The organism is Rhizobacter sp. SG703, from assembly GCF_012275445.1.
GTDB lineage: Bacteria > Pseudomonadota > Gammaproteobacteria > Burkholderiales > Burkholderiaceae_C > Rhizobacter.
In genome coordinates, this window is record NZ_JAAZQK010000009.1 from 148,399 (window position 1) to 170,151 (window position 21,753).

General features: G+C 68.7%; 16 protein-coding genes. 11 read left to right on the plus strand and 5 right to left on the minus strand.

Features of this window, described 5'->3' with window-relative positions; genetic code table 11:
- Positions 1-10: 10 nt before the first annotated feature.
- Genes pstB through phoR form a run of 4 tightly spaced genes read left to right on the plus strand, consistent with a single transcriptional unit; the run spans position 11 to position 3,680 of the window.
- Positions 11-796 (plus strand): phosphate ABC transporter ATP-binding protein PstB, encoded by a 786-nt coding sequence (gene pstB / locus FHT26_RS20050; RefSeq protein WP_168561871.1) that lies wholly within the window; start codon positions 11-13, stop codon positions 794-796.
- A 25-nt stretch (positions 797-821) separates the two neighbouring features.
- Positions 822-1,529: a phosphate signaling complex protein PhoU gene (phoU, locus tag FHT26_RS20055; RefSeq protein WP_047511540.1), complete on the plus strand. Its 708-nt coding sequence runs from the start codon at positions 822-824 to the stop codon at positions 1,527-1,529.
- Positions 1,530-1,563: 34 nt separating this feature from the next.
- Positions 1,564-2,271: a phosphate regulon transcriptional regulator PhoB gene (gene phoB / locus FHT26_RS20060; protein WP_056814344.1), complete on the plus strand. Its 708-nt coding sequence runs from the start codon at positions 1,564-1,566 to the stop codon at positions 2,269-2,271.
- A gap of 35 nt (positions 2,272-2,306) precedes the next feature.
- Positions 2,307-3,680 carry a phosphate regulon sensor histidine kinase PhoR gene (gene phoR / locus FHT26_RS20065; protein WP_168561872.1) on the plus strand — a complete coding sequence of 458 codons (1,374 nt, stop codon included), beginning with the start codon at positions 2,307-2,309 and terminating at the stop codon, positions 3,678-3,680.
- Here the strand turns inward: phoR and FHT26_RS20070 are convergent.
- The 4 genes from FHT26_RS20070 to trxA all read right to left on the minus strand — a co-directional run bounded on the left by FHT26_RS20070 (position 3,677) and on the right by trxA (position 7,707).
- Positions 3,677-5,350, minus strand: a complete 1,674-nt coding sequence (locus FHT26_RS20070; RefSeq protein ID WP_168561873.1) for a hypothetical protein — start codon at positions 5,348-5,350, stop codon at positions 3,677-3,679. The genes phoR and FHT26_RS20070 overlap by 4 nt on opposite strands.
- Positions 5,351-5,492: 142 nt before the next feature.
- Positions 5,493-5,753, minus strand: coding sequence for a type B 50S ribosomal protein L31 (locus FHT26_RS20075; protein ID WP_056814352.1), 261 nt, complete (start codon positions 5,751-5,753; stop codon positions 5,493-5,495).
- Positions 5,754-5,856: 103 nt separating this feature from the next.
- Positions 5,857-7,119, minus strand: coding sequence for a transcription termination factor Rho (rho, locus tag FHT26_RS20080; protein ID WP_168561874.1), 1,263 nt, complete (start codon positions 7,117-7,119; stop codon positions 5,857-5,859).
- A 258-nt stretch (positions 7,120-7,377) separates the two neighbouring features.
- A complete protein-coding gene (gene trxA, locus FHT26_RS20085) occupies positions 7,378-7,707 on the minus strand; it encodes a thioredoxin TrxA (protein ID WP_047511552.1) in 330 nt (109 codons plus the stop codon).
- A 140-nt stretch (positions 7,708-7,847) separates the two neighbouring features.
- On the opposite strand from trxA, the gene FHT26_RS20090 reads away from it, so the two are divergent.
- The 7 genes from FHT26_RS20090 (at position 7,848) to FHT26_RS20120 (ending at position 20,752) form a co-directional block, all read left to right on the plus strand.
- A complete protein-coding gene (locus FHT26_RS20090; protein WP_168561875.1) occupies positions 7,848-10,448 on the plus strand; it encodes a PD-(D/E)XK nuclease family protein in 2,601 nt (866 codons plus the stop codon).
- A 10-nt stretch (positions 10,449-10,458) separates the two neighbouring features.
- The gene (locus FHT26_RS20095) at positions 10,459-13,716 is read left to right on the plus strand and encodes a UvrD-helicase domain-containing protein (RefSeq protein ID WP_168561876.1); all 3,258 of its coding nucleotides are present in this window, start codon (positions 10,459-10,461) and stop codon (positions 13,714-13,716) included.
- 119 nt (positions 13,717-13,835) lie between these two features.
- Positions 13,836-15,710 carry an HDOD domain-containing protein gene (locus FHT26_RS20100; protein ID WP_168561877.1) on the plus strand — a complete coding sequence of 625 codons (1,875 nt, stop codon included), beginning with the start codon at positions 13,836-13,838 and terminating at the stop codon, positions 15,708-15,710.
- Positions 15,711-15,725: 15 nt separating this feature from the next.
- Positions 15,726-18,170, plus strand: a complete 2,445-nt coding sequence (locus FHT26_RS20105) for a serine/threonine protein kinase (protein ID WP_246868014.1) — start codon at positions 15,726-15,728, stop codon at positions 18,168-18,170.
- Between the two features lie 44 nt (positions 18,171-18,214).
- Complete coding sequence (locus FHT26_RS20110; RefSeq protein WP_168561878.1) at positions 18,215-18,610, plus strand: DUF2177 family protein; 396 nt, start codon at positions 18,215-18,217, stop codon at positions 18,608-18,610.
- A 108-nt stretch (positions 18,611-18,718) separates the two neighbouring features.
- On the plus strand, positions 18,719-20,344 hold the full coding sequence (locus tag FHT26_RS30520; RefSeq protein ID WP_168561879.1) for a protein kinase domain-containing protein: 1,626 nt from the start codon (positions 18,719-18,721) through the stop codon (positions 20,342-20,344).
- 156 nt (positions 20,345-20,500) lie between these two features.
- Positions 20,501-20,752, plus strand: a complete 252-nt coding sequence (locus FHT26_RS20120; RefSeq protein ID WP_168561880.1) for a hypothetical protein — start codon at positions 20,501-20,503, stop codon at positions 20,750-20,752.
- Positions 20,753-20,770: 18 nt separating this feature from the next.
- Here FHT26_RS20120 and FHT26_RS20125 read toward each other — a convergent pair whose 3' ends face one another.
- Positions 20,771-21,694: a LysR family transcriptional regulator gene (locus tag FHT26_RS20125; protein ID WP_168561881.1), complete on the minus strand. Its 924-nt coding sequence runs from the start codon at positions 21,692-21,694 to the stop codon at positions 20,771-20,773.
- Between the last annotated feature and the right edge of the window lie 59 nt (positions 21,695-21,753).

Sequence of the window (21,753 nt, forward strand, 5' to 3'; positions counted from 1 at the left end):
AAAGCACGACATGGACGTCAAAGTCGAACTCCCGGTGACCGAGAAGGCCAAGATCTCGGTGCGCAACCTGAACTTCTACTACGGCAGCTTCCACGCGCTGAAGCGCATCAACCTCGACATCCCCGAGAAGAAGGTCACCGCCTTCATCGGGCCGTCGGGTTGCGGCAAATCGACGCTGCTGCGCACCTTCAACCGCATGTTCGAGCTCTACCCCGAGCAGCGCGCCGAAGGCGAGATCCTGGTCGACGGCGAGAACGTGCTGAAGAGCAAGCAGGACGTCTCGCTGGTGCGCGCGAAGATCGGCATGGTGTTCCAGAAGCCGACGCCGTTCCCGATGTCGATCTACGACAACATCGCGTTCGGCGTGAAGCTGTTCGAGACGCTGCCGCGCGTCGAGATGGACGAGCGCGTCGAGTGGGCGCTCAAGAAGGCCGCGCTGTGGAACGAGGTCAAGGACAAGCTGACGCAAAGCGGCTCCGGCCTGTCCGGCGGCCAGCAGCAGCGGCTGTGCATTGCCCGCGGCATCGCGATCAAGCCCGAGGTGCTGCTGCTCGACGAGCCATGCTCCGCGCTCGACCCGATCTCGACTGGCAAGATCGAGGAGCTGATCCACGAACTGAAGACCGACTACACCGTCGTGATCGTCACCCACAACATGCAGCAGGCGGCACGGTGCTCCGACTACACCGCCTACATGTACCTCGGCGACCTGATCGAGTTCGGCGTCACGTCGGACCTGTTCATGAAGCCGAAGAAGAAAGACACTGAAGACTACATCACCGGGCGTTTCGGCTGAACGGCCTGTCGAACAGGGGAACCACATGACGGACAAGCACCTTTCCACGCAGTTCGACACCGAACTCAGCGGCATCTCGACGCGCGTGCTCGAAATGGGCGGGCTGGTCGAGTCGCAGGTCGCGCAGGCGGTCTATGCGCTGACGAACTTCAGCGGCGACATCGCGAGCGACGTGCTGCGCAACGAAGAGCGCGTCAACGCGATGGAGATGGAGATCGACCGCGACCTCTCCAGCATCATCGCGCGGCGCCAGCCGACCGCGCGCGACCTGCGCCTGCTGATCGCGATCTCGAAGACCATCGCCAACCTGGAGCGCGTCGGCGACGAAGCGGCCCGCATCGCGCGCACCGTGCAGCGGCTGATCAACACCGGCGTGTCGAGCCGGCTGCGCCTGCCGGTCAACGACCTGGCCTTCGAGGCCGAGCTGGCGGTGGCCCAGCTGCGCAAGGCGCTCGATGCGTTCGCGCGGCTCGACACCGCGAAGGCCCTCGAGGTGCTCAAGCAGGACGACCAGATCGACCAGGAGTTCGACGGCCTGATGCGCAAGCTGATCACCTACATGATGGAAGACCCGCGCACCATCTCGTCGAGCATCGACCTGGTGTTCGTCGCGAAGGCGATCGAGCGCGTGGGCGACCATGCGAAGAACCTCGCCGAAGTCATCATCTACGTGGTGATGGGCACCGACGTGCGTCACAACTCGCTCGAGAACGTCGAGTCGATGGTGCGATGACGCGTACTGAAGCAGCCGGAAAAGGAAAGCCGCAATGAGCCAGGTGCTGGTGGTCGAAGACGAATCGGCGATTGCCGAACTGATGTCCATCAACCTGCGCCATGCCGGCTACGAGGTGGTGGTGGCGGCCACGGCCGACGAGGCGCTGTTGCAGGTCGACCGCGTGCTGCCCGACCTGGTGGTGCTCGACTGGATGCTGCCCGGCGAATCGGGCATCACGCTGGCGAAGCGCTGGCGTTCGCAGCCGCGCACCCGTGAGTTGCCGATCATCATGCTGACCGCGCGCGCGGCCGAATCCGACAAGATCTCGGGCCTGGATGCCGGCGCCGACGACTACCTGACGAAGCCGTTCTCGACGCACGAGCTGATGGCGCGCATCCGCGCGGTGCTGCGCCGCAAGGCGCCCGAGGCGCTCGATTCGGCGGTCGAGGTCGGCCCGCTGAAGCTCGACCCGGCGACGCGCCGCGTGTCGCGCGAAGGCCAGGAAGTGCGGGTCGGCCCGACCGAATTCCGCCTGCTGCATTTCTTCATGACGCACCCGGAGCGCGTGCACAGCCGCTCGCAGCTGCTCGACCGGGTGTGGGGCGACCACGTCTTCATCGAGGAACGCACGGTCGACGTGCACGTCAAGCGCCTGCGCGAGGCGCTGAGCCCGGTCAACTGCTCGCAGATGATCGAGACGGTCCGTGGCGCCGGTTACCGGTTGACGCAGCAGGTGCAGTCGCAGTCGCTGTCGGCCTGAACCTGCCTTCCCGCGATTGACACGGACCTGATGCGATGAACTGGCTGCTGCCGCGCTTCCTGGCCGGCGCCGTCGCGATGGCGGTCGGCGGCGGCCTCGGCCATGTGCTGGGCGAGATGGCGCATGCGCCGTTGGTCGGGCTGTGGCTCGGCACGCTGGTCGGCGCGAGCGCCGTCGCGCTGGTCGACGCGGTGCGCGGCTACCGGCTGATGCGCTGGCTCAGCGGCGCGCTCGAAGGCTCGGCGCCGCGCGACACCGGCTTCTGGGGCGAGATGGGCTACCGCATCGAACGCGCCGTGGTGGCGCGCGACCGCACGCTGAGCCGCGAGCAGGGACGCCTCGCCCATTTCCTGTCGGCCATCGAAGCCTCGCCGAACGGCGTGCTGCTGCTCGACGAGAACGACCAGATCGAATGGTGCAACTCGGTGGCCGCCGACCACTTCGGGCTCGACCCGGTGCGCGACAAGCGCCAGCGCGTGACCAACCTGGTGCGCGCGCCGGCCTTCGTCAGCTACCTGCAGGCGGGCGCCTTCGAGCAGGCCGTGACGATCCCCGACCTGCGCAACCGCGGCACGCTGTCGGTCTACATCCGCCCGTATGGCGACGGACTGAAGCTGGTGCTGTCGCTCGACATCACCGAGCGCGAGCGCTCCGAAGGCATGCGGCGCGATTTCGTCGCCAACGTCTCGCACGAGATCCGCACGCCGCTGACGGTGCTGTCGGGCTTCATCGAGACGATGAGCAACCTGCCGCTGACCGAAGTCGAGCGCCGCCGAGTGCTGACGCTGATGGGCCAGCAGACGCAGCGCATGCAGACGCTGGTGGCCGACTTGCTGACGCTGGCGCAGCTCGAAGGCAGCCCGCGACCGCCGAGCGACCGCTGGGTGGCCGTCAGCAAGCTGTTCGGCCAGGCGCAGGCCGATGCGACCGCGCTGTCGATGGGCCGCCACCAGCTGAGCTTTGCCGGCGCCGACGCGGCCCAGCTGGCCGGCAGCGAGAGCGAGCTGATGAGCGCGGTCGGCAACCTGGTGACGAACGCGGTGCGCTACACGCCCGAAGGCGGGCGCATCGCGGTGAACTGGCGCATCCGCGACGACGGCGCCGGCGAGGTGTCGGTCAGCGACACCGGCCCCGGCATCGCACGCGAGCACCTGCCGCGGCTGACGGAGCGCTTCTACCGTGTCGACGGCAGCCGCTCGCGCGACACCGGCGGCACCGGGCTCGGGCTGTCGATCGTCAAGCACGTGGTGCAACGGCACGGCGGCGAGCTCGACATCCACAGCGAGATCGGCAAGGGTTCGCGCTTCTGCCTGGTGCTGCCGGCGGCGCGTGTGCGCTTTCTGGAGCCGGCGCCGGATCCGCGCCGCGCGGCACCGCTGCTCAACGATCAAACAATGTCGTCGAACTAAGGCTTCGTGGGTGGCGTGATGCGGCGGTAGACCGCGGCCACCTCATCGCTGTCGGACGGCCGAAGTTCTCGCGTGATCAGCTGCCAGCCTTGCGGGGCAGGAGCCTGGCGGCGCAAGGTCTCCATCACCACCAGGAACTCGCACAGCGTGCGGTCCGGCATCTGCGTCGCATCGACGCGGTAGCCACCGAAATACTCCAGCGCCACCAGCTGCGCGCGGCTCAGGCCGGGTGCCGCGATGCAGACGTCGCTCGGCACGTTGCGCGCGATGCGGGTCACCAGCGGACGGTAGCTGCGCGCGTAGTCGAACAGCGGCAGGCCGAGCGTCATCAGCAGCGACCAGCACAGCGCAACGCCGCTGGCCGGCAGCACCAGGCTCTTCCACAGCGGATGGCGATGCCGCCCGGTGCGCCATTTCACCAGCCACAGCCAGCCCAGCGTCGCGGCGATCGCGGTCAGCAGCGCCAGCAGCGAGAAGTTCGGGATGAAGCCCGGCGCCAGCCGTGCGACGTTGGCCGCCGGCTTGGCCGGCACGCCGGTGTACACCGACGCGTAGACGACCCAGATCGCCAGCGCCCAGACGCTGAAGAAGAACACCGAGAACCAGTCCATCGCGGCCGAGGTGCCGCGGTGCAAGGTCGGCAGCGCGAAGGCTGCCAGCACCGCGAGCGGCGGCAGGCCGAGCATCAGCGCGCGGTCGGAGCCGCCCATCGCGAGGCAGGCGCCGACGCTGACCAGCACGCAGCCGAGCGGCGCGGTGATGTGGCGGTTCAGCCACTGCGCGCGCCAGCGCCAGAGCGTCCAGAACGCGAGCAGCCAGCCCGGCCACATGAACCAGACGAAGAGCTTGCCGAGGCTGACGAAATCGCTCGCCTCGACGTACCCGTCGAGTCGCCAGCCCCACGCGCCGAGCAGCGTCGCGACGAGCAGCCCCAGCACGCCGCCGGCGGCGATCCACAGCGTGAAGCGCCGCGCCGGCTCGTAGCTCGAGCGGCCGCAGACGATGCCGCCGGTGACGGCCAGCAGGGCACCGATCATCGGCGCGCCGCTGGCCGCGAGCGCCGGCAGCGCGACCATCACCGCCGCCTTGCTCTGCCAGCCGCGGAACGGGCAGGCCGCGAGCGCATAGAGGAACAGCGACACGCTGGCCAGCTGGGCGAGCTCGGGCGTGGTCTCGTGGCCGAGCTGCAGCAGGCCGAGGCTCGCGATCAGCGCGAGCAGCGCGCCATCGGCCACCGCGCGCGCGTAGTCGATCGGACTGGCCTCGCCGCCGAATGCGAACGGCACCGGCTGGGCGGCCTCGGTGCGTGCGAAGTGGTAGGTGCTGTACCAGGTCAGCAGCAGCGTGACGCCCAGCAGCAGCGTGAACGGGATGCGGGCCGCGAGCGGCGGGCCGAGCAGGCCGCCGAGCAGCTTGATGAAGACGGCGCCCAGCCAGTACGGCAGCAGCGCCGAATCGCTCGGGATGCCCGCGACGGTCGGCGACCACCAGCTGGTGCTGCCCTGCGCGATGTCGACCATGTAGCCGAAGGCCGTCATGTCGGCGGCCTTCCACGGGTCGCGGCCGAACAGGCCGGGCAGCAGGTAGGCCGCGCAGAACAGCAGCAGCGCCAGGCGCGGCAGGCGCTGGGCCGCACGCTGGGTGACGAGGGCAGGGGTGGGCGAGTTCAAGGACGGTGGCGCAGGCTGCAGGCTGTTCTTGGGACGGCGACGATGATGCAGCAACTTGCGCACGAAGTTCGTGCGCGCCCATGAAAAAGGCAGCCCGTGGGCTGCCTTCGTGTCGCATCACGCCAGGGCGTGACCGTGCGGCTTACTTCGACTTGAGGTGTGCAAACTTGTTGCGGAACTTCTCGACGCGGCCGCCCAGCGAGTCGATGCTCTTCTGGGTGCCGGTGTAGAACGGGTGCGATTCGCTGGTGGTTTCCAGCTTGATCAGCGGCAGCTCACGGCCATCTTCCATCTTGATGGTTTCACGCGTCTGCGCGCACGAGCGCGTGACGAACTTGAAACCGTTGGACAGGTCCACGAAGCAGATGTCGCGGTAGTTCGGGTGGATGCCTTCTTTGGCCATGAGAAACCTCTTCAGCGCTGTGATACCGGGAGCCACGCCAAACCACTTGGCGCACTTTCCGGAATGCGGAAAACGGCGGATTATAGCGTGGGCTGCGCAGGCCTCAACCGCCGCGACGCATCATGTCGAAGAAATCGTGGTTGTTCTTCGTGGATTTCATCTTGTCGAGGATGAATTCCATCGCCTCGATCTCGTCCATCGGGTACAGCAGTTTTCGCAGGATCCAGGTCTTCTGCAGGATCTCGGGCTGCAGCAGCAGCTCTTCGCGGCGCGTGCCGCTCTTGTTGATCAGGATCGACGGGTAGACGCGCTTCTCGGCCATGCGGCGATCCAGGTGGATCTCGCAGTTGCCGGTGCCCTTGAACTCTTCGTAGATCAGGTCGTCCATGCGGCTGCCGGTGTCGATCAGCGCGGTGCCGATGATGGTCAGCGAGCCGCCTTCTTCGACATTGCGGGCCGCGCCGAAGAAGCGCTTCGGGCGCTGCAGCGCGTTCGAGTCCATGCCGCCGGTCAGCACCTTGCCGGACGACGGCAGTACGTTGTTGTAGGCGCGGGCGAGACGGGTGATCGAGTCGAGCAGGATCACGACGTCCTTCTTCATCTCGACCAGGCGCTTGGCGCGCTCGATCACCATTTCGGCGACCTGCACGTGGCGCGCGGCCGGCTCGTCGAAGGTGGAGCTGATGACCTCGCCGCGCACCGTGCGGACCATTTCGGTCACTTCCTCGGGGCGCTCGTCGACCAGCAGCACGATCAGGTAGATCTCGGGGTGGTTCGCGACCAGCGCATGCGCCAGCTGCTGCATCATCACCGTCTTGCCGGTCTTCGGCTGTGCAACGAGCAGCGCGCGCTGGCCTTTGCCGATCGGCGCGATCAGGTCGATGATGCGGCTGGTGACGTTCTCTTCGCTCTTGATCTCGCGTTCGAGCTTGAACTGTTCCTTCGGGAACAGCGGCGTCAAGTTCTCGAACATGATCTTGTGCTTGCTCTCCTCGGGTGTCAGGCCGTTGACACGGTCGACCTTGACGAGCGCGAAGTAGCGTTCGCCGTCCTTCGGGACCCGCACTTCGCCTTCGACGGCGTCGCCGGTGTGCAGGTTGAAGCGGCGGATCTGGCTCGGCGACAGGTAGATGTCGTCGGTCGAGGCCATGTAGCTGGCATCGGGCGCGCGCAGGAAGCCGAAGCCGTCGGGCAGCACTTCGAGCACGCCGTCGCCGAACACCTGCTCGCCGCCTTTCGCGCGCTTCTTCATGATCGCGAACATCAGCTCCTGCTTGCGCATGCGGGCGACGTTCTCGATCTCCAGCGCCTCGCCCATCGTGATGAGCTCGGAAACGTGGAGCGCTTTCAGTTCAGACAAATGCATGGGCAGTGCCCCTGGAAAGAGTGCAAGCAGGGTCCCTGAAGACGGACCGAAATCGATCGCTGCGACAAGTTTCGCGAGCAGCCCGACATCAGGCTGCAAGACCACTTGGCACCGCTTTCGCGACGACAAATACGCTGGGGTTTTGGGCCGGACCTGCGCGCCGCAGCCTTGGCGGCTTTGGGTGAGGTGGCAATCTTCAGGTGGTGGCTTCAGTCCGTCCGGGGAGAACGGGGCCCGAGGCCACCACGATTCGGCGGATTATAGATGACCGTCGAGGAAGGCCGTCAACTGGGCCTTCGAAAGTGCGCCGACCTTGGTGGCGGCGAGCTGGCCGCCCTTGAACAGCATCAGGGTCGGGATGCCGCGGATGCCGAACTTGGCGGGCACGTCGCGGTTGTCGTCGACGTTCAGCTTGGCGATCTGCAGGCGGCCGCTGTAGTCCTTCGACACTTCGTCGAGGATCGGGGCGATCATCTTGCAGGGGCCGCACCACTCGGCCCAGTAATCGACCAGGACGGGCTTGTCGGCCTGCAGGACGTCGCTGTCGAACGACGCGTCGGTGGTGTGCTTGATCAGTTCGCTGCTCATGGGATTTGTCCTTGGACATGTGCCACCCGTTGCGAGTGGCAAGGCACAATGATTCTGACACAAAGCCCCTGTTCGCGCGGCGCCCCTCGACCTCACCACCGCTATGGCTTCGATAGCCGCAACGCCCTCGCAAAGCCACCTTGAGCGACCTTGAAACCCCGGTGATCGACACCATGCCGGCCGCTGCGCTCGACGGGCCGGGCCTGGTCGCGCAGGTGCGCGCGTGGATGGCGCGCGCCGGCATCGAGGCGCGCGGCTGCGTGGTGCTGGTGCCGTTCGCGCAGCAGCTCGGCCCGGCGCGGGCCGCCTGGGCGCAGGCCGGCGGCTGGATGCCCGAGATCGAGACGACGCAGACGCTCGCGCAGCGCCTCGGGCCTCCGCCCGTCGCGCAAGAAGGTCAGATCACGTTCGACGTCCACCTCGACCGGCTCGCGGCTGCGCGCATCCTGCGCAGCCAGGCGCGGCTGCAGGCCTGGGGCCGCAGCGATCCGCGGGCGTTCGACGATGCGGTGGCCGGCTTCGTCCGGCTTGCGCACGGGCTGGCGCGGGCCGCGGCGGCCATCGAGCCCTCCGGCCGCGAGGCGCATTGGCGGCAGGCGCGCGCCCTGCTGGCGGCCGGCGACGGGCCGGGTCTCACCGAACGTCAGATCGCGGCGATCGCGGTCGAATGGGCTGCGGCCGCCGCGCCGCCGCACACCGATGCGCTGTTCGCGCTGCAGCCCGCGGCCTGGATCGCGGTCCGCGTCGGCGGCAGCGATCCGCTGACCGACGCGCTGCTGCGCGCCGCGCGCGTGCCCGTGGCTGTCATCGACACCGATGCGGCCGCGCTGCAATTGCCGTCGCGCCCGCCGGCCGTCGCGCTGTGCGAAGGCTTCGAGGACGAGGCCCAGTGCACCGCCGCGCAGGTGCTGGCGCACGTGCAGCGCGGCGACTTGCCGGTGGCGCTGGTCGCGCAGGACCGGCTGCTGGTGCGCCGCGTGCATGCGCTGCTGGCACGGCAGTCGGTCGCGGTGCTCGACGAAACCGGCTGGAAGCTGTCGACCACCCGCGCCGCGGCGCAACTGATGGGCCTGCTGCGCGCGGTCGGCGCGTCGAGCGCCGATGCGACGCTCGACGCGCTGAAATCGCTGACCGGTCCGTGGCCGGGCCTCGGGCCGGTGGCCGCGCTGACCCAGTCGCTCGAAGCCACCTGCCGCCGCCAGGGCTGGCGCCGCACTTCGCAGATCGATGCCGAACGGCTGCACCCCGGCGAGGCCCGGCTGTGGGCCGCGTTGAGCGACGCGCTGGCGCCGCTCGCCGAGCCTGGCCGTCGCCCGCTGCGCGACTGGTGCGCTGCGCTGCAAGGCCTGCTCGGCGCGGCCGGCCTGGCCGATGCACTGGCCGACGACGCGGCCGGCGCGCAGGTGCTGGCCGCGCTGTGGCTGTCCGAAGGCCGCGGCTGGCCGGCGCAGGCGGGCCAGACCTCGATGACGCTCGATCAGTTTCGCCAGTGGGTCGACGGCGTGCTCGAAGAATCGTCGTTCGTGCCGCCGGCGCCGCCGCAGCCGGCGGTCGTGATCACGCCGCTTGCGCATGCCACGCTGCGGCCCTTCGCCGCGCTGGTGCTGCCCGGGGCCGACGAGCGCCACCTCGGCGCCGGCGTCGACCCGCTGCCGTTCATCAGCGACACGCAGGCGGTGGCGCTCGGCCTGCCCAGCGCGGCCAGCCGCCGCGAGCGCGAGGCCTTGTCGTTCGCGCATGCGATGCATGCCGCGCAGGTCACGCTGCTGCGCCGCCATGTCGACGGCAGCGAGCCGCTGTCGGCCAGTCCGCTGGTCGAGCGGCTGTCGCTCGCGCTGCAGAAGGTGTCGCGCGGCCTCGCCGCGTGGACCGACCCGCGCGCGTCGCAGGCGGTCGAGCCGCAGCCGGTCTTCATGCCGGCGCCGTCGGCCGGTGCGTTGCTGCCGGACCGGCTGTCGGCCAGCGCCTGCGAAGCGCTGCGCGCCTGCCCGTACCGCTTCCATGCGCTGCACATGCTGAAGCTGCGCGAGCCGGGCGAGCTCGACGAAGAAGTCGAGAAGCGCGACTACGGCAACTGGCTGCATGCGGTGCTGCAGGCCTTCCACGAAACGCGCAGCGAGGCCGGCACGCCGGCCGACGAGACCGCCCGCCTGCTGCACCTGGGCCGCACGATGCAGGACCGCGCCGGCCTGGCCGATGAGGAGTTCCTGCCGTACGACGCCAGCTTCGAGCAGCTCGCGCCGCGCTACATCGCTTGGCTGCACGAGCGCGATGCGCGGGGCATCGCCTGGGCCGAAGGCGAGCAGGCGCACGAGATCGAGCTGCCGGCGCCGGCGGCCGTCACGCTGCACGGCCGCATCGACCGCGCCGACAAGCGCCGCGACGACGGCGCCGAGGTGCTGGAGCTGATCGACTACAAGACCGGCAGCGAAGCCGCGCTGCGACAGCAGGTGCGCCAGCCGCTCGAAGACACGCAGCTCGCGTTCTACGCCGCGCTGATGCGCCCGCACACCGATGCCGGCCTGCAGGCCGTCTACCTGCTGCTCGATGCCGGCCACGAGATCCGCCAGGTGCCGCATCCCGAGGTCGAGGCGAGCGCGCAGGCGCTGGTCGAGGGCCTGTCCGGCGAGCTCGCCCGCATCCGTGCCGGCGCGGGCTTGCCGGCCATCGGCGAGGGCCGCGTCTGCGACTTCTGCGAGGCGCGCGGGCTGTGCCGCAAAGACCAATGGAGTTCGCGATGAGGTCGGTTGAATGAATACGCCGGCTTACCAGGCGGACGGCGCACCGGTCTCGCGCGAGGCGTTCTACACCATCGCCTGCGACCCGCAGCGCAGCGTCGTCGTCGAAGCCTGCGCCGGCGCCGGCAAGACCTGGATGCTGGTGTCGCGCATCGTGCGCGCGCTGCTCGACGGTGCGCGCCCGCAGGAGATCCTCGCGATCACCTTCACCCGCAAGGCGGCCGGCGAGATGCGCGAGCGGCTCAACCAGTGGCTGGCCGATTTCGCGTCGCCAACGGTCGACGATGCGAAGCGCGCCGCCGAATTGGCCGCGCGCGGCGTGCCGCCGGCGCAGGCGGCCGGGCTCGCGGCCCGGCTGGCGGGCCTGCACGAGCAGGTGCTGGCCAGCGGCCGGCCGGTCGAGATCCGCACCTTCCACGCCTGGTTCTCGCAGCTGCTGAAGACCGCGCCGCTCGACCTGCTGGCGGCGCTGGGGTTGCAGCCCGGCATGAGCCTGATCGAGGACATCGACGAGCACCTCGGCGAGATCTTCCGGCGCTTCCATGCGGCCTTGCTCGACGACGCGGCGCTGCATGCCGACTACCGCGCGCTGGTCGAGCGGCGCGGCCGTTCGCAGACCGCGAAGTGGCTCGCGACGGTGCTCGACAAGCGCGTCGAGATCGAGCTGGCCGACGAGGCCGGCGTGCTCGACGACAGCGTGCCGTCGGCCGCGCAGCTGTGGCCGGCGCTGGCCGCATTGCCGCACCCGGCGCACCGGCTGCATGACGCCGAGGCGCGCGGCCTGCTGCTGCGCGTGGCCGCCGCGCTCGGTGCGCAGGCGAAGGCGACGCCGCGCAAGCAGGGCGGCCTGCTCGAGCAGGCGCTGGCGCACGACGACGCCGAAGCCGCGCTGCAGGCCGCGCGCGGCGCGCTGCTGAACGCCGGCGGCCAGTTGCGTGCGCACCTGGCCGCGCCCGAGCTGGACGACGCGGTCGCCCTGCTCGACGCCATCCACCACGCCGCGCGCCAGCAGGCCGCGCACGACGAGCACCTGCGCATGGCGCGGCTGTCGCGCGTGCTGCTCGCGCAGTTCGCAGCCTTCAAGCGCCAGCGCGGGCTGGCCGACATGGCCGACCTCGAACGTTGCGCGCTCGCGCTGCTGCGCGATGCCGACCTGTCCGGCTGGGTCCAGGAGCGGCTCGATTCGCGGGTGCGCCATGTGCTGATCGACGAGTTCCAGGACACCAGCCCGCTGCAGTGGCATGCGCTGCACAGCTGGCTGTCGGCCTATGCCGGCGCCGGGGGCGGCGCGAGCGGTCAGCGGCCGCCGTCGGTCTTCATCGTCGGCGACCCGAAGCAGAGCATCTACCGCTTCCGCCGCGCCGAGCCGCGGGTGTTCGCCGCCGCGAGCGACTTCGTCGCCGACGGGCTGGGCGGCCATGTGCTGGCCTGCGACCACACGCGGCGCAATGCGCCCGAGGTGATCGCCGCGCTGAACCAGGTGTTCGAGGCGGCGCAGCGCGACGGCGACTACAGCGACTACCGCGCGCACAGCACCGAGATCGCGCCGATGGCCGGCGCCGGCGTGCGCGCGCTGCCGCCGGTGCAGCGCCCGCCGCGCGAATCGGCCGCGCGCGACGAAGGCCGGCTGCTGTGGCGCGACAGCCTGGTCACGCCGCGCCACGAGCCCGAAGAAGTGCTGCGCGAACAGGAGGCGCGCTGGGTCGCGCAGGCGGCCGGCGAGCTGGTCGCGAGCGGCAGCGTCGCGCCGGGCGAGATCTTCGTGCTGTGCCGCAAGCGCGCATCGCTGCGGCTGGTCGCGCAGGCGCTGCAGGCGCGGCACCTGCCGGCCGCCGCGGTCGAAGACCAGTCGCTGATGGATGCGCCCGAGGTGCGCGACCTGATCGCGATGCTCGATGCGCTGGCGTCGCCGCAGCACCGGCTGTCGCTCGCGCAGGCGCTGCGCAGCCCGCTGTTCGGCGCGGCCGACGACGAGCTGATCGCGCTGGCGCAGGCGGCCGACGGTGGCGACTGGTTCGGCGCGCTGCTGCGCGGGCCTCACGACGGCCACCCGGCGCTGCAGCGGGCGCAGCGGCTGCTGCCGGCGTGGCTGCAGGCCGCGCGTGCGCTGCCGCCGCACGACCTGCTGGACCGCATCGTCGCCGAGGGCGGCTACCGCGAGCGCGTCGCGGCCACCGTGCCGCCGGAGCAGCGTGCCGCGGCACTGAACGCGATCGACGCGCTGCTCGGCCAAGCGCTGACGCTCGACGGCGCGCGCTACGCAACGCCGTACAACTTCGTCCGCGCGCTGAAGCGCCGCGCGCTGAAGGTGGCGCCGCCGGCGCAGCGCAACGCGGTGCAGCTGCTGACTGTGCACGGCGCCAAGGGCCTGGAGGCGCGCGTCGTCTTCATCATGGACAGCGCGCCCGAGCGGGCCGGCACCGACACCGCGACCGTGCTGGTCGACTGGCCGGTCGAGCTGGACCGGCCGGCGCGCTGTGCCTTCGTCTATTCCGAAGGCGACGTGCCGCCGTCGCTCGCGCCGGCGATGCTCGCCGAGCTGGCGGCGCGGCAGCGCGAAGAGCTGAACGGGCTGTACGTCGCGATGACGCGCGCCCGCGAGCAGGTGGTGTTCAGCCGCACCGAACCGCACATCGCGGCACCCGGTGCGTCGTGGTGGCAGCGGGTCGACGCGCTCGCGCAGCCGTGGCTGCCGGCCGACGTGGCCTCGGCGGCGGCGGGGCAGGGCGCGTTCGCGTTGCCGGGCCTGCCGGCGCTGCCGCCGGCCGCGGCGGCCGATCCGGCGCCGGCCGCGTTCGCGGCCCGCGACGACCGCGCGTCGCGCCTGGGCCAGGCGGTTCACCGCACGCTGGAATGGGCGACGGCCGAACGGGGGACCGGCGAGGCCGACCTCGAGGCGCTCGCCGCCGCCGCCGCGAGCGCGTTCGACAGTCCGCCGCGCGAGGTGCTGCGCATCGCGTCGACGATGCTGCAGCATGCCAGCGGCCGTCGCTTCTTCGACCGCGCCGGGCTGCTGTGGGCCGGCAACGAGGTGGCGGTGGCGCAGGGCACGCAGGCGCTGCGCATCGACCGTCTGGTCGCGTTGGACGAAGGTGGCCGGCGCGTCTGGTGGGTGCTCGACTACAAGCTGGCCCACAAGCCGCAGGCGCAGCAGGAGTATCGGCGGCAAATGCAGCGCTACCGCGACGCGGTGCAGGCGCTGCAGCCCGGCGAAAGCGTGCGCTGCGCGCTGATCGCCGGCACCGGCGAGGTCGTCGAGCTGGACATCTGACGGCCGGGAACCCGCCCCGCCGGACCAAATTGGCACGGCTTTTCCGGGTTCATCTGCGCACCAGAACGCAGCATTCGGTCGTCCAATAAGGCAACTTCGTCACATCGCGCTCGCTGCCCATGCCCGTTCCGGAGACTCCTGCCGCCAAGACCGCGCCGACGCGTGCGTTCGGGCGCTACCAGCTGCGCCAGCTGCTGGGCAAGAGCGACCGCAGCATGGTCTGGCTGGCCTTCGATCCGCGCGCCTCGCAGGAGGTGATGCTGACGCTGCCGCGCGTGCAGCCGGCCGATGCGGCCGGCCTGGAGGCCTGGACGCGCGATGCGAAGCTCGCTGCCCGGCTCGACCACCCGAACCTGGCCCATGTGATCGAGGTCGGCGTGCAGGACCACTGGCCGTATGTCGCGGTCGACCGCGCGCTCGGCAGCACGCTGGCCGAGCGGCTCGCGGCCACGCCCGGGTTGACCGCGAACGAAGCGGTCGGCTGGATGATCCAGGCGCTCGAAGGCCTGGCCTTCGCGCACGAAGCCGGCGTGGCGCACCGCGACCTGCAACTGCACCACGTGCTGCTCAGCGAGCAGGGCACGGTGCGCGTGATGGCGCTGGCCGTCGCGTCGACGGTGGCCGCGGCGGCCGGCGAACCGGCGCTTGCCGACCGCGCCCATGACCGGGCCCACGACCGCGCGATGCCGATGGACCCGAACCAGCTGCGCGCCGCCCGCGTCGCGGCCGAACGCGACGTGCTGTGTGCCGGCCTGGTGCTGCACCAGCTGCTGTCGGGCCAGCCGGCGCTCGACGAACCCGACACCGCCCGCGTCATCGACCGCCTGCCGCCGAGCGGCCGCGACATCATCCGCCTGCCCTGGGGCACGCCGAAGCCGATTCCCGATGCGCTGCGCGCCATCGCCAACCGCGCGACCGACCGCCAGGAGCGCCAGCGCTACCACAGCGCCCGCACGATGCTGCGCGCGATGTCGGGCTGGCGCGAGACCGATGCGCAAGACAGCGGCGGCGCGATCGCGCTGCTGATCGACCGCTTGCGCAGCATCGGCCACCTGCCGGCCGCGCCCGGCGTGGCACAGCGTGTCGGCCGTCTCGCGATGGCCGAGGGGCAGCGCACCGACGAGATCGCGCAGCAGATCCTGCAGGACATGGCGCTCAGCTTCGAGCTGCTGCGCACAGTCAATTCGGCGCAGGTGCAGGGCACGCAGATTTCGGGCAACGGCCCGGTGCTGACGATCCGTCGCGCGGTCGCGCTGGTCGGGCTGAAGGGCGTGCGCAGTGCCGCCGCGGTGCTGCGGCCATGGCCCGGGCCGCTGGCGCCGGTGCATGCCGACGCCTTGCAGAAGCTGATGGACCGGGTGCGCCTGGCCGGCCACGCCGCGCAGGTGCTGCGCCCGGCCGGCTACGACCCCGAGGTGGTCTACCTGATCGCGACGCTGCAGAACCTGGGCCGGCTGATGGTGCAGTACCACTTCCCCGATGAAGCCGAACAGATCCGCCAGCTGATGCAGCCGATCCCGCCCGCCGAGCCGGGCGAGGCCGAGCAGCCGGGCATGACCGAAGAGGGCGCGTCGCTGGCGGTGCTCGGCGTCGACAGCGAACTGCTGGGCGCGGCCGTGGCGCGCCACTGGGGCCTGAACGACGAGGTGCTGCACATGGCGCGCCGGTTGCCGGTCGGCCGGCCGGTGCGCACCGCCGACAGCGACGGCGACGTGCTGCGCATTGCCGCGAGCGCCGCCAACGAGGCGGTCGACGTGGCGACCCAGTCGCCGCCGACGCGCGTGGCCGCCGGCCTGGCCGTGGTGGCGCAGCGCTACGCACGGCCGCTCGAGGTGACCGCGCGCGACATCGGCGAAGCGCTGCAGAGCGCGCGCCAGGCGATGAGCACCGGCGGCGTGGCGGCATCGTCGCGCCACGTGGCCACCGACGATGCGACGCCGACGCCTGCGGGTGGGCTGCGCGGCCTGGCCGCGGCGCGTTCGCGTCCGCAGTAAGCCCGATCCGGATCGATGCCCGCTGCCGCCATGGCCACGCGCCCCGCCACCCTGGGCCGCTTCGAATTGCGGCGGATGCTCGGCAAGGGCGCGCAGGCCACCGTGTGGCTGGCCCACGACCCGCGGCTGGAGCGGGAGGTCGCCGTCAAGCTGATGCGCCCCGGGGCCGACACCGCGGAGGTCGGCCATTGGCTGCAGGAAGCGCGCAGCGTCAGCCGGCTGACGCATCCGCACATCGTGCCGGTGTTCGAAGCCGACGTGCACGAGCAGCAGCCGTACCTGGTCTTCGAATACGTGGCCGGCCCGACGCTGGCCGAGCAACTGCGCGCGAAGGGCGCGATGCCGGCGCGCGATGCGGTCGAGATGATGCTGGGCGTGCTGGACGCGCTGACCGCCGCCCATGCCGCCGGCGTGATCCACCGCGACCTGAAGCCGTCGAACATCCTGGTCGATGCCGAGGGCCGGGCGCGCGTGATGGACTTCGGCATCGCCGCGAGCGTCGACGCGCAGCATGTGCAGCAGGTGGTCGGCACGCCCGGCTACATGTCGCCCGAGGCGACGCACGGGCTGAAGCCGGCGCCGGCGATGGATTTGTTCTCGGCCGCGCTGGTGCTGGCCGAGATGCTGTGCGGCCGGCAGCTGCTGGTCGAGAAGGATCCGTTCCGCGCGATGTACCGCGTGGCGCATGAAGACCTGGCGTGGCCGAAGGATGGCGCGGGCGATGCGGACGATGCGCTGCGTGCGATCGTGATGCGCAGCCTGGCCCGCGACCCAGGGCAGCGGCATGCCGATGTGGCGGCGTTCCGCAAGGCCTTGCAGGCATGGCTGGTGCCGGCCGCGGCCGATGCGCCGGCGGGGCAGGCGCAGGCGGCCCAGTCGGGCAGCGGCACGCTGGAGTTCCTGCTGCGCCGCATGCGCCACAAGAGCGACTTTCCGGCGATGTCGGATTCGGTGGTGCGCATCCAGCGCGTGGCGAATTCGGAGACCGAGAGCCTGGCCAGCCTGTCGAGCGAGATCCTGAAGGACGTCGCGCTGACCAACAAGCTGTTGCGGCTGGTGAACACCGCGCACTACACGCAATCGGGCGGCGGCAGCATCAGCACCGTGTCGCGCGCGGTCGCGTTGATCGGGTTTGCCGGCATTCGCAACATCGCGCTGAGCCTGGTGCTGCTGGAGCACATGCACGACAAGGGGCATGCGAACCAGCTGAAGGAGGAGTTCCTGCGCTCGCTGATGGCCGGCTCGCTCGCCAACGAGCTGCTGCCGGCGTCGAAGGAGGGCGAGGAGGCCTTCATCGGCGCGATGTTCCAGAACCTCGGCCGGCTGCTGACGGAGTTCTACTTTCCGGACGAAGCGCGCCAGGTGCGCAAGCTGACCGGCACCAAGGGCGTCGGCGGCTCGACGATGGGCGAGCATGCGGCGTCGATCAGCGTGCTCGGCCTGAGCTTCGAGGACCTGGGGCTGGGCATCGCGAAGGCCTGGGGATTCCCCGAGAGCCTGCAGCGTTGCATGCGCCGGCCGGTGGGCGATTTCCCGACGCGGCCGTGCGACAAGGCCGACCGGATGCGCTGGATCGCGCTGGCCGCCAACGATGTGACCGATGCGATGCTGCAGGCCGAGCCGGGCCGCGCGAGCAGCGCGATCGCCGCGGTGGCGCAGCGCTATGCGCGCGTGCTGGAGATCAGCCCGCGCGACATGCAGGCCGCGGCGCTGCTGGCGCAGCAGCGGCTGGCGGGGCTGGCCCAGGCGATGAGCCTGAGCGTGCAGCCCGGTTCGCCGGTGCGGCGGCTGCTGGAGCAGCCGGGCGGCAACGGCACCGCGAAGACGATCGTCGATGACGCCGACAGCCTGGCGGGGCATGAGCTGCAGGCGACGATCGCGATCGACATGACCATTCCGCTCGAGAGGCCGGCCGTGAAGCCGTTCGACCAGGACGCCGCGGCCGCGATGCTCGGCGCGGGGATCCAGGACATCACGAACACGATGGTCGAGGATTTCAAGCTCAACGACGTGCTGCGGATGATCCTGGAGACGATGCTGCGCGCGCTGGGGTTCCGGCGCATCGTGTTCTGCCTGCGCGACCCGAAGACCGAGATGCTGACCGGCCGCTTCGGCATGGGCGAAGACGTCGACAGCGCGAGCAAGCAGTTCAAGGTGGCGCTGAAGCCGGCGCCGGGCACCGCGCCCGATCTGTTCAGCGCGGTGTGCCTGAAGGGGGCGGACACGCTGATTTCGGACGCGACGGTGCCGAACATCGCGGCGCGCTTGCCGGCGTGGTACCGGCAGCAGGTGAATGCGCCGGCGTTCTTGCTGCTGCCCTTGCTGATGAAGGGCGCGCCGTTCGCGCTGATCTATGCCGACAAGGCACAGCCGGGCGGCATCGAGCTGGGAGAGCGGGAGCTCTCGCTGCTGCGCACGCTGCGGAACCAGGCGGTGATGGCGTTCAAGCAGTCGCGGTGACGGCGGCTTGAGCGGCGTGGCCGGTGCGACGTCGCATCGGCCGCATGCGTACCTGCCTCGGTCCCTATGTGGCAGCGCTCGTCGTACTGCTGGCGCTGGATGGCCTGTGGCTCGGGCTGATCGCGATGGATTGGTACGGGGCGGGGATCGGGCACCTGACGGCGGAGAAGGTCAGCGTCGTCGCGGCGGTGGTGTTCTACCTACTGTTTCCGGTCGGCGTGGTGGTGTTTGCCGCAAGGCCGGCGTGGGATGCGTGGCATGCGGCGCGGCTGGGCGGCTTGCTGGGGTTGCTTCGCTATGCGACGTATGACCTGACGAATCTGGCGACGCTGCAGGGGTGGCCGGTCGGGATCACCGCGGTAGACATGGGGTGGGGAGCGCTGGTTGGAGCGTTATCGGCGAGCGTGGCCCGTCTGTGTTGTTCCATACGGCCCGGGTGAGGATACCCAGCACCGCAACGTGGTACAAAAATCTGAGCGCGAGAAGGAACGGAGCTTCGTCAACTGTCACTCAAGCACAGGAATTCAATCGTTGTTCAGAGGTTAAAAGTGCAGCCCGACGCATTACATCTCAAGCTTGTTCAGATCAACGACAGGCAGAGGGCAGGGCAAAGTCGAACGCTTTTCGATTGTGCACTTCTCAAGCGGCAATGCGCCGGCGAGGGAATCTCACGGGCTGCACTTGCAGAGTCTGTTGACCTTCTCCTGCGTCAGCGAAAGCCGAACCAGAAGTTGGATGTAATGCAGGTGCGGATCGCTGATAATAAGTATATAAAAGTCTTATACCTCGTTGATCGTCAAAGTAACCCGATCGAGCGAAGGATATTCAGGTCGGGATCAATTCATAAGCTAGCCACTTCCAGGGCGAAGGAATACTTGAGGGATATAATAAGTATCTATTCAGATGCTAATAATATTGCTGATCAAGTTGCTGAAATTTCTGAGCAGGCAGCGCCAATAATTCGTGAGGCGAAAAGAATCCAAGCTCAGCAGCATGCGGCTCTGGTCGATCCTCCAAGATATCGATATATTCGTCGTAAAAAAGTCACGTTCACGAACAATGGAATAAAATTTGGATCAACAGAGTTTTTCTTCAGCGAGGCCGGAGGTGATGGATTCTCCGCTGCTTCCAACGAACTGAAGTTGATTGTCGATTCAATCGGGGGGAAATATGTCCTGAAAAAGATGCCGGATGGAACACGTGCGCGGAATGAGATTGCATTGATTCGGCGTCTACACAAAAAAAGAAAGACCGGCAACCATGTCGTGGATTTCAAGGAGGTTGGGATCAGCGGCAAGGACCTGTACGTTGTCATGCCGTACATGGATGGCCCCGATTGTTCCAAGCTCATTGAGAAACTGCAGCGGCAGGAAGTGAAAGAGCTTTCCCGGGTCGGCGGCCGCGGGCTTCTGATGTCACTCGGAACGCACCGACTGCTGGAAAAGCGCACGAACGAGATCAAGCGGGCGTACTTGGAAGACAAAATCCTCTTATGTCAGATGGCCGTGCGGTCGGTTAGTTGTCTGAGCGATCAGGGCGTCGTTCATAACGACATGAAATGGGAAAACATTCTCTACGGCGACGGTGAGACTTGCGTCACGGATCTGGAGCTTGCCAAATTGACGACGGAGAATTTGATTAAAGGACATAGACTCCGTGATAATCCGCGACTCAAGGCGCCTGAAATCTTGCTGGCCGAGAAAGGTAAAGTGGATTGGAAGAACCCGCAGAAATTCACCATCACCCCCGCCGTCGATGTGTGGTCGCTGGGGATCATGTTCTGCGAACTTCTGCTTGGGAAGAATCCATTTGATCGGAACGAGACACCGTTTGGTGCAGAGATTGAAGCTGAAGTTGAGCGGCATAGCGCTGGCGCCTTGGATTCGGCCTTGTTCGATTGCTTGCCTCGTGACGTGAGGGATGAAGCAAAGACGCTGATAAATGCCATGTTGAATCCTGATCCGAAGGAGAGGATCACAATCAAGAAGGTGCTTGAGAGTCCCTTGTTTTCTCTGGGGGCCGAAAAAGAGAAGGAAGGGAAGGCTCGTCTTTCCCGCATATCCACTGGCAAAATTTGGTCTCCTGAAGCGCAACAGAGGAGGCCTCAGCGAAAGCCCAAGACGATAATTGGGCAACGATCAAAGCTCAAGCAGGTTTCCGATAAATCCAATTGATGGTTGCCAAATGTTGCGCTGAATCCATGGGCACCATGGGTCAGAGGTGTCCTACTGCATGGCGCGGGATCTGACGACGGAAGATTGCGCAAGGCACCGAGGTGTCATGCAGTCCTGCACGGCTACCTTTGATTCACGTTGACGAAGGAGCCTTCCATGAGCAAGCAGCAGAAGCCGGTACAAGCGAGCAAGCCGTCACCCCAAGCCGACCTGACCCAAGTCCAAGGCGAAGGCGACTACGAAGCCGGACGCCACTACGACGAGAAGACCCGCCAGTTCGTCAAATCGGGCAAGGTCGAGGAGGCGGCGCGCAACGCCCACCCGAAGTCACCGCGCGAGCAGCAGGAGATGCAGAAGGCCGAGGAGATCGGCAAGTCGCGCTCGAAGGGGGAAGACCCGCACGGCTGACCGGCGCGCGCGACACCGTCAGCTCCCGTCGACCAGCTTCGCGAACTCCGCCGCCCGGAACCGCTCGGTCACGAAGTCGACGAACGCCCGCGTCTTCGCGGGCAGTTGGCTGCGGCTCGGGAAGTACAGCGACAGTGGCCCAGCATCGCTGTACCACCCCGGCAGCAGCCGCACGAGTTCTCCGCTGGCGATCGGCGCAAAAGCAAACGGCATCGGCAGCAGCGCAACGCCGAGCCCCAATTTGGCGGCCTCCGCAATCGCCTCCGGGTCGCTGAAGATCAGCCTCGGCTTGCAAGGCACCGCCTGCTCCGCATGGCGTTTCGACCGCAGCGTCCACGGTCGCACCCGGCCGGTCGGTGACGAGCGCCGCATGATGCCGTCGAACGCGGCCAGGTCCTCCGGCGTGCGTGGCGCCTGCCGCCCGCCCAGGTAGGCCGGCGACGCGACCGCGACGATGTGCACCGGCGCCAGTTCGCGCGCCACCACGCCGGGCGCCAGTTCGAAGCCGCCACCGATCGCCGCATCGAATCCCTCGCCGACGATGTCGACCTGCCGGTTGTCGAAATGCCAGTCCGGCAGCACCGCCGGATATCGAGCGAGGAAATCGCCCAGCAACGGCACCAGGAAGTGCCGCCCGAACGCCTGCCCCATGCTGACCTTCAGCGTGCCGGCCGGCGCTTCGTCACCGCGCTGAACGCTGGAGATGGCCGCCTGCAACGACGTCAGCGGGTCGTTCACCTGCTGCAGGAAGCGCTCGCCGCTTTCGGTCAGCGCCAGCCGGCGCGTGCTGCGGTGGAAGAGCCGCGCGCCGAGATCGGCCTCGAGCTTTGCGACGTTCTTGCTGACGCCCGCCGGCGTCAGCCCCAGCACCCGTGCCGCGGCCGAGAAGCTGCCGTGCTCCGCCGTGTGAACGAACGACACCAGGTGCTGCAGGTAGGTCATGCCCGATCTTAAACCGATGGTTGAAGCTGATTGCGTCCGTTTCCGGCTAGTCGGTTCAA

Excerpts from the sequence above, each read along its gene's own strand:
- pstB (WP_168561871.1), top strand. The coding sequence starts at position 11 with ATGGACGTCAAAGTCGAACTCCCGGTGACCGAGAAGGCCAAGATCTCG.
- phoU (WP_047511540.1), top strand. The coding sequence starts at position 822 with ATGACGGACAAGCACCTTTCCACGCAGTTCGACACCGAACTCAGCGGC.
- phoB (WP_056814344.1), top strand. The coding sequence starts at position 1,564 with ATGAGCCAGGTGCTGGTGGTCGAAGACGAATCGGCGATTGCCGAACTG.
- phoR (WP_168561872.1), top strand. The coding sequence starts at position 2,307 with ATGAACTGGCTGCTGCCGCGCTTCCTGGCCGGCGCCGTCGCGATGGCG.
- FHT26_RS20075 (WP_056814352.1), bottom strand. The coding sequence starts at position 5,753 with ATGGCCAAAGAAGGCATCCACCCGAACTACCGCGACATCTGCTTCGTG.
- rho (WP_168561874.1), bottom strand. The coding sequence starts at position 7,119 with ATGCATTTGTCTGAACTGAAAGCGCTCCACGTTTCCGAGCTCATCACG.
- trxA (WP_047511552.1), bottom strand. The coding sequence starts at position 7,707 with ATGAGCAGCGAACTGATCAAGCACACCACCGACGCGTCGTTCGACAGC.
- FHT26_RS20095 (WP_168561876.1), top strand. The coding sequence starts at position 10,459 with ATGAATACGCCGGCTTACCAGGCGGACGGCGCACCGGTCTCGCGCGAG.
- FHT26_RS20100 (WP_168561877.1), top strand. The coding sequence starts at position 13,836 with ATGCCCGTTCCGGAGACTCCTGCCGCCAAGACCGCGCCGACGCGTGCG.
- FHT26_RS20105 (WP_246868014.1), top strand. The coding sequence starts at position 15,726 with ATGCCCGCTGCCGCCATGGCCACGCGCCCCGCCACCCTGGGCCGCTTC.
- FHT26_RS20110 (WP_168561878.1), top strand. The coding sequence starts at position 18,215 with ATGCGTACCTGCCTCGGTCCCTATGTGGCAGCGCTCGTCGTACTGCTG.
- FHT26_RS20120 (WP_168561880.1), top strand. The coding sequence starts at position 20,501 with ATGAGCAAGCAGCAGAAGCCGGTACAAGCGAGCAAGCCGTCACCCCAA.
- FHT26_RS20125 (WP_168561881.1), bottom strand. The coding sequence starts at position 21,694 with ATGACCTACCTGCAGCACCTGGTGTCGTTCGTTCACACGGCGGAGCAC.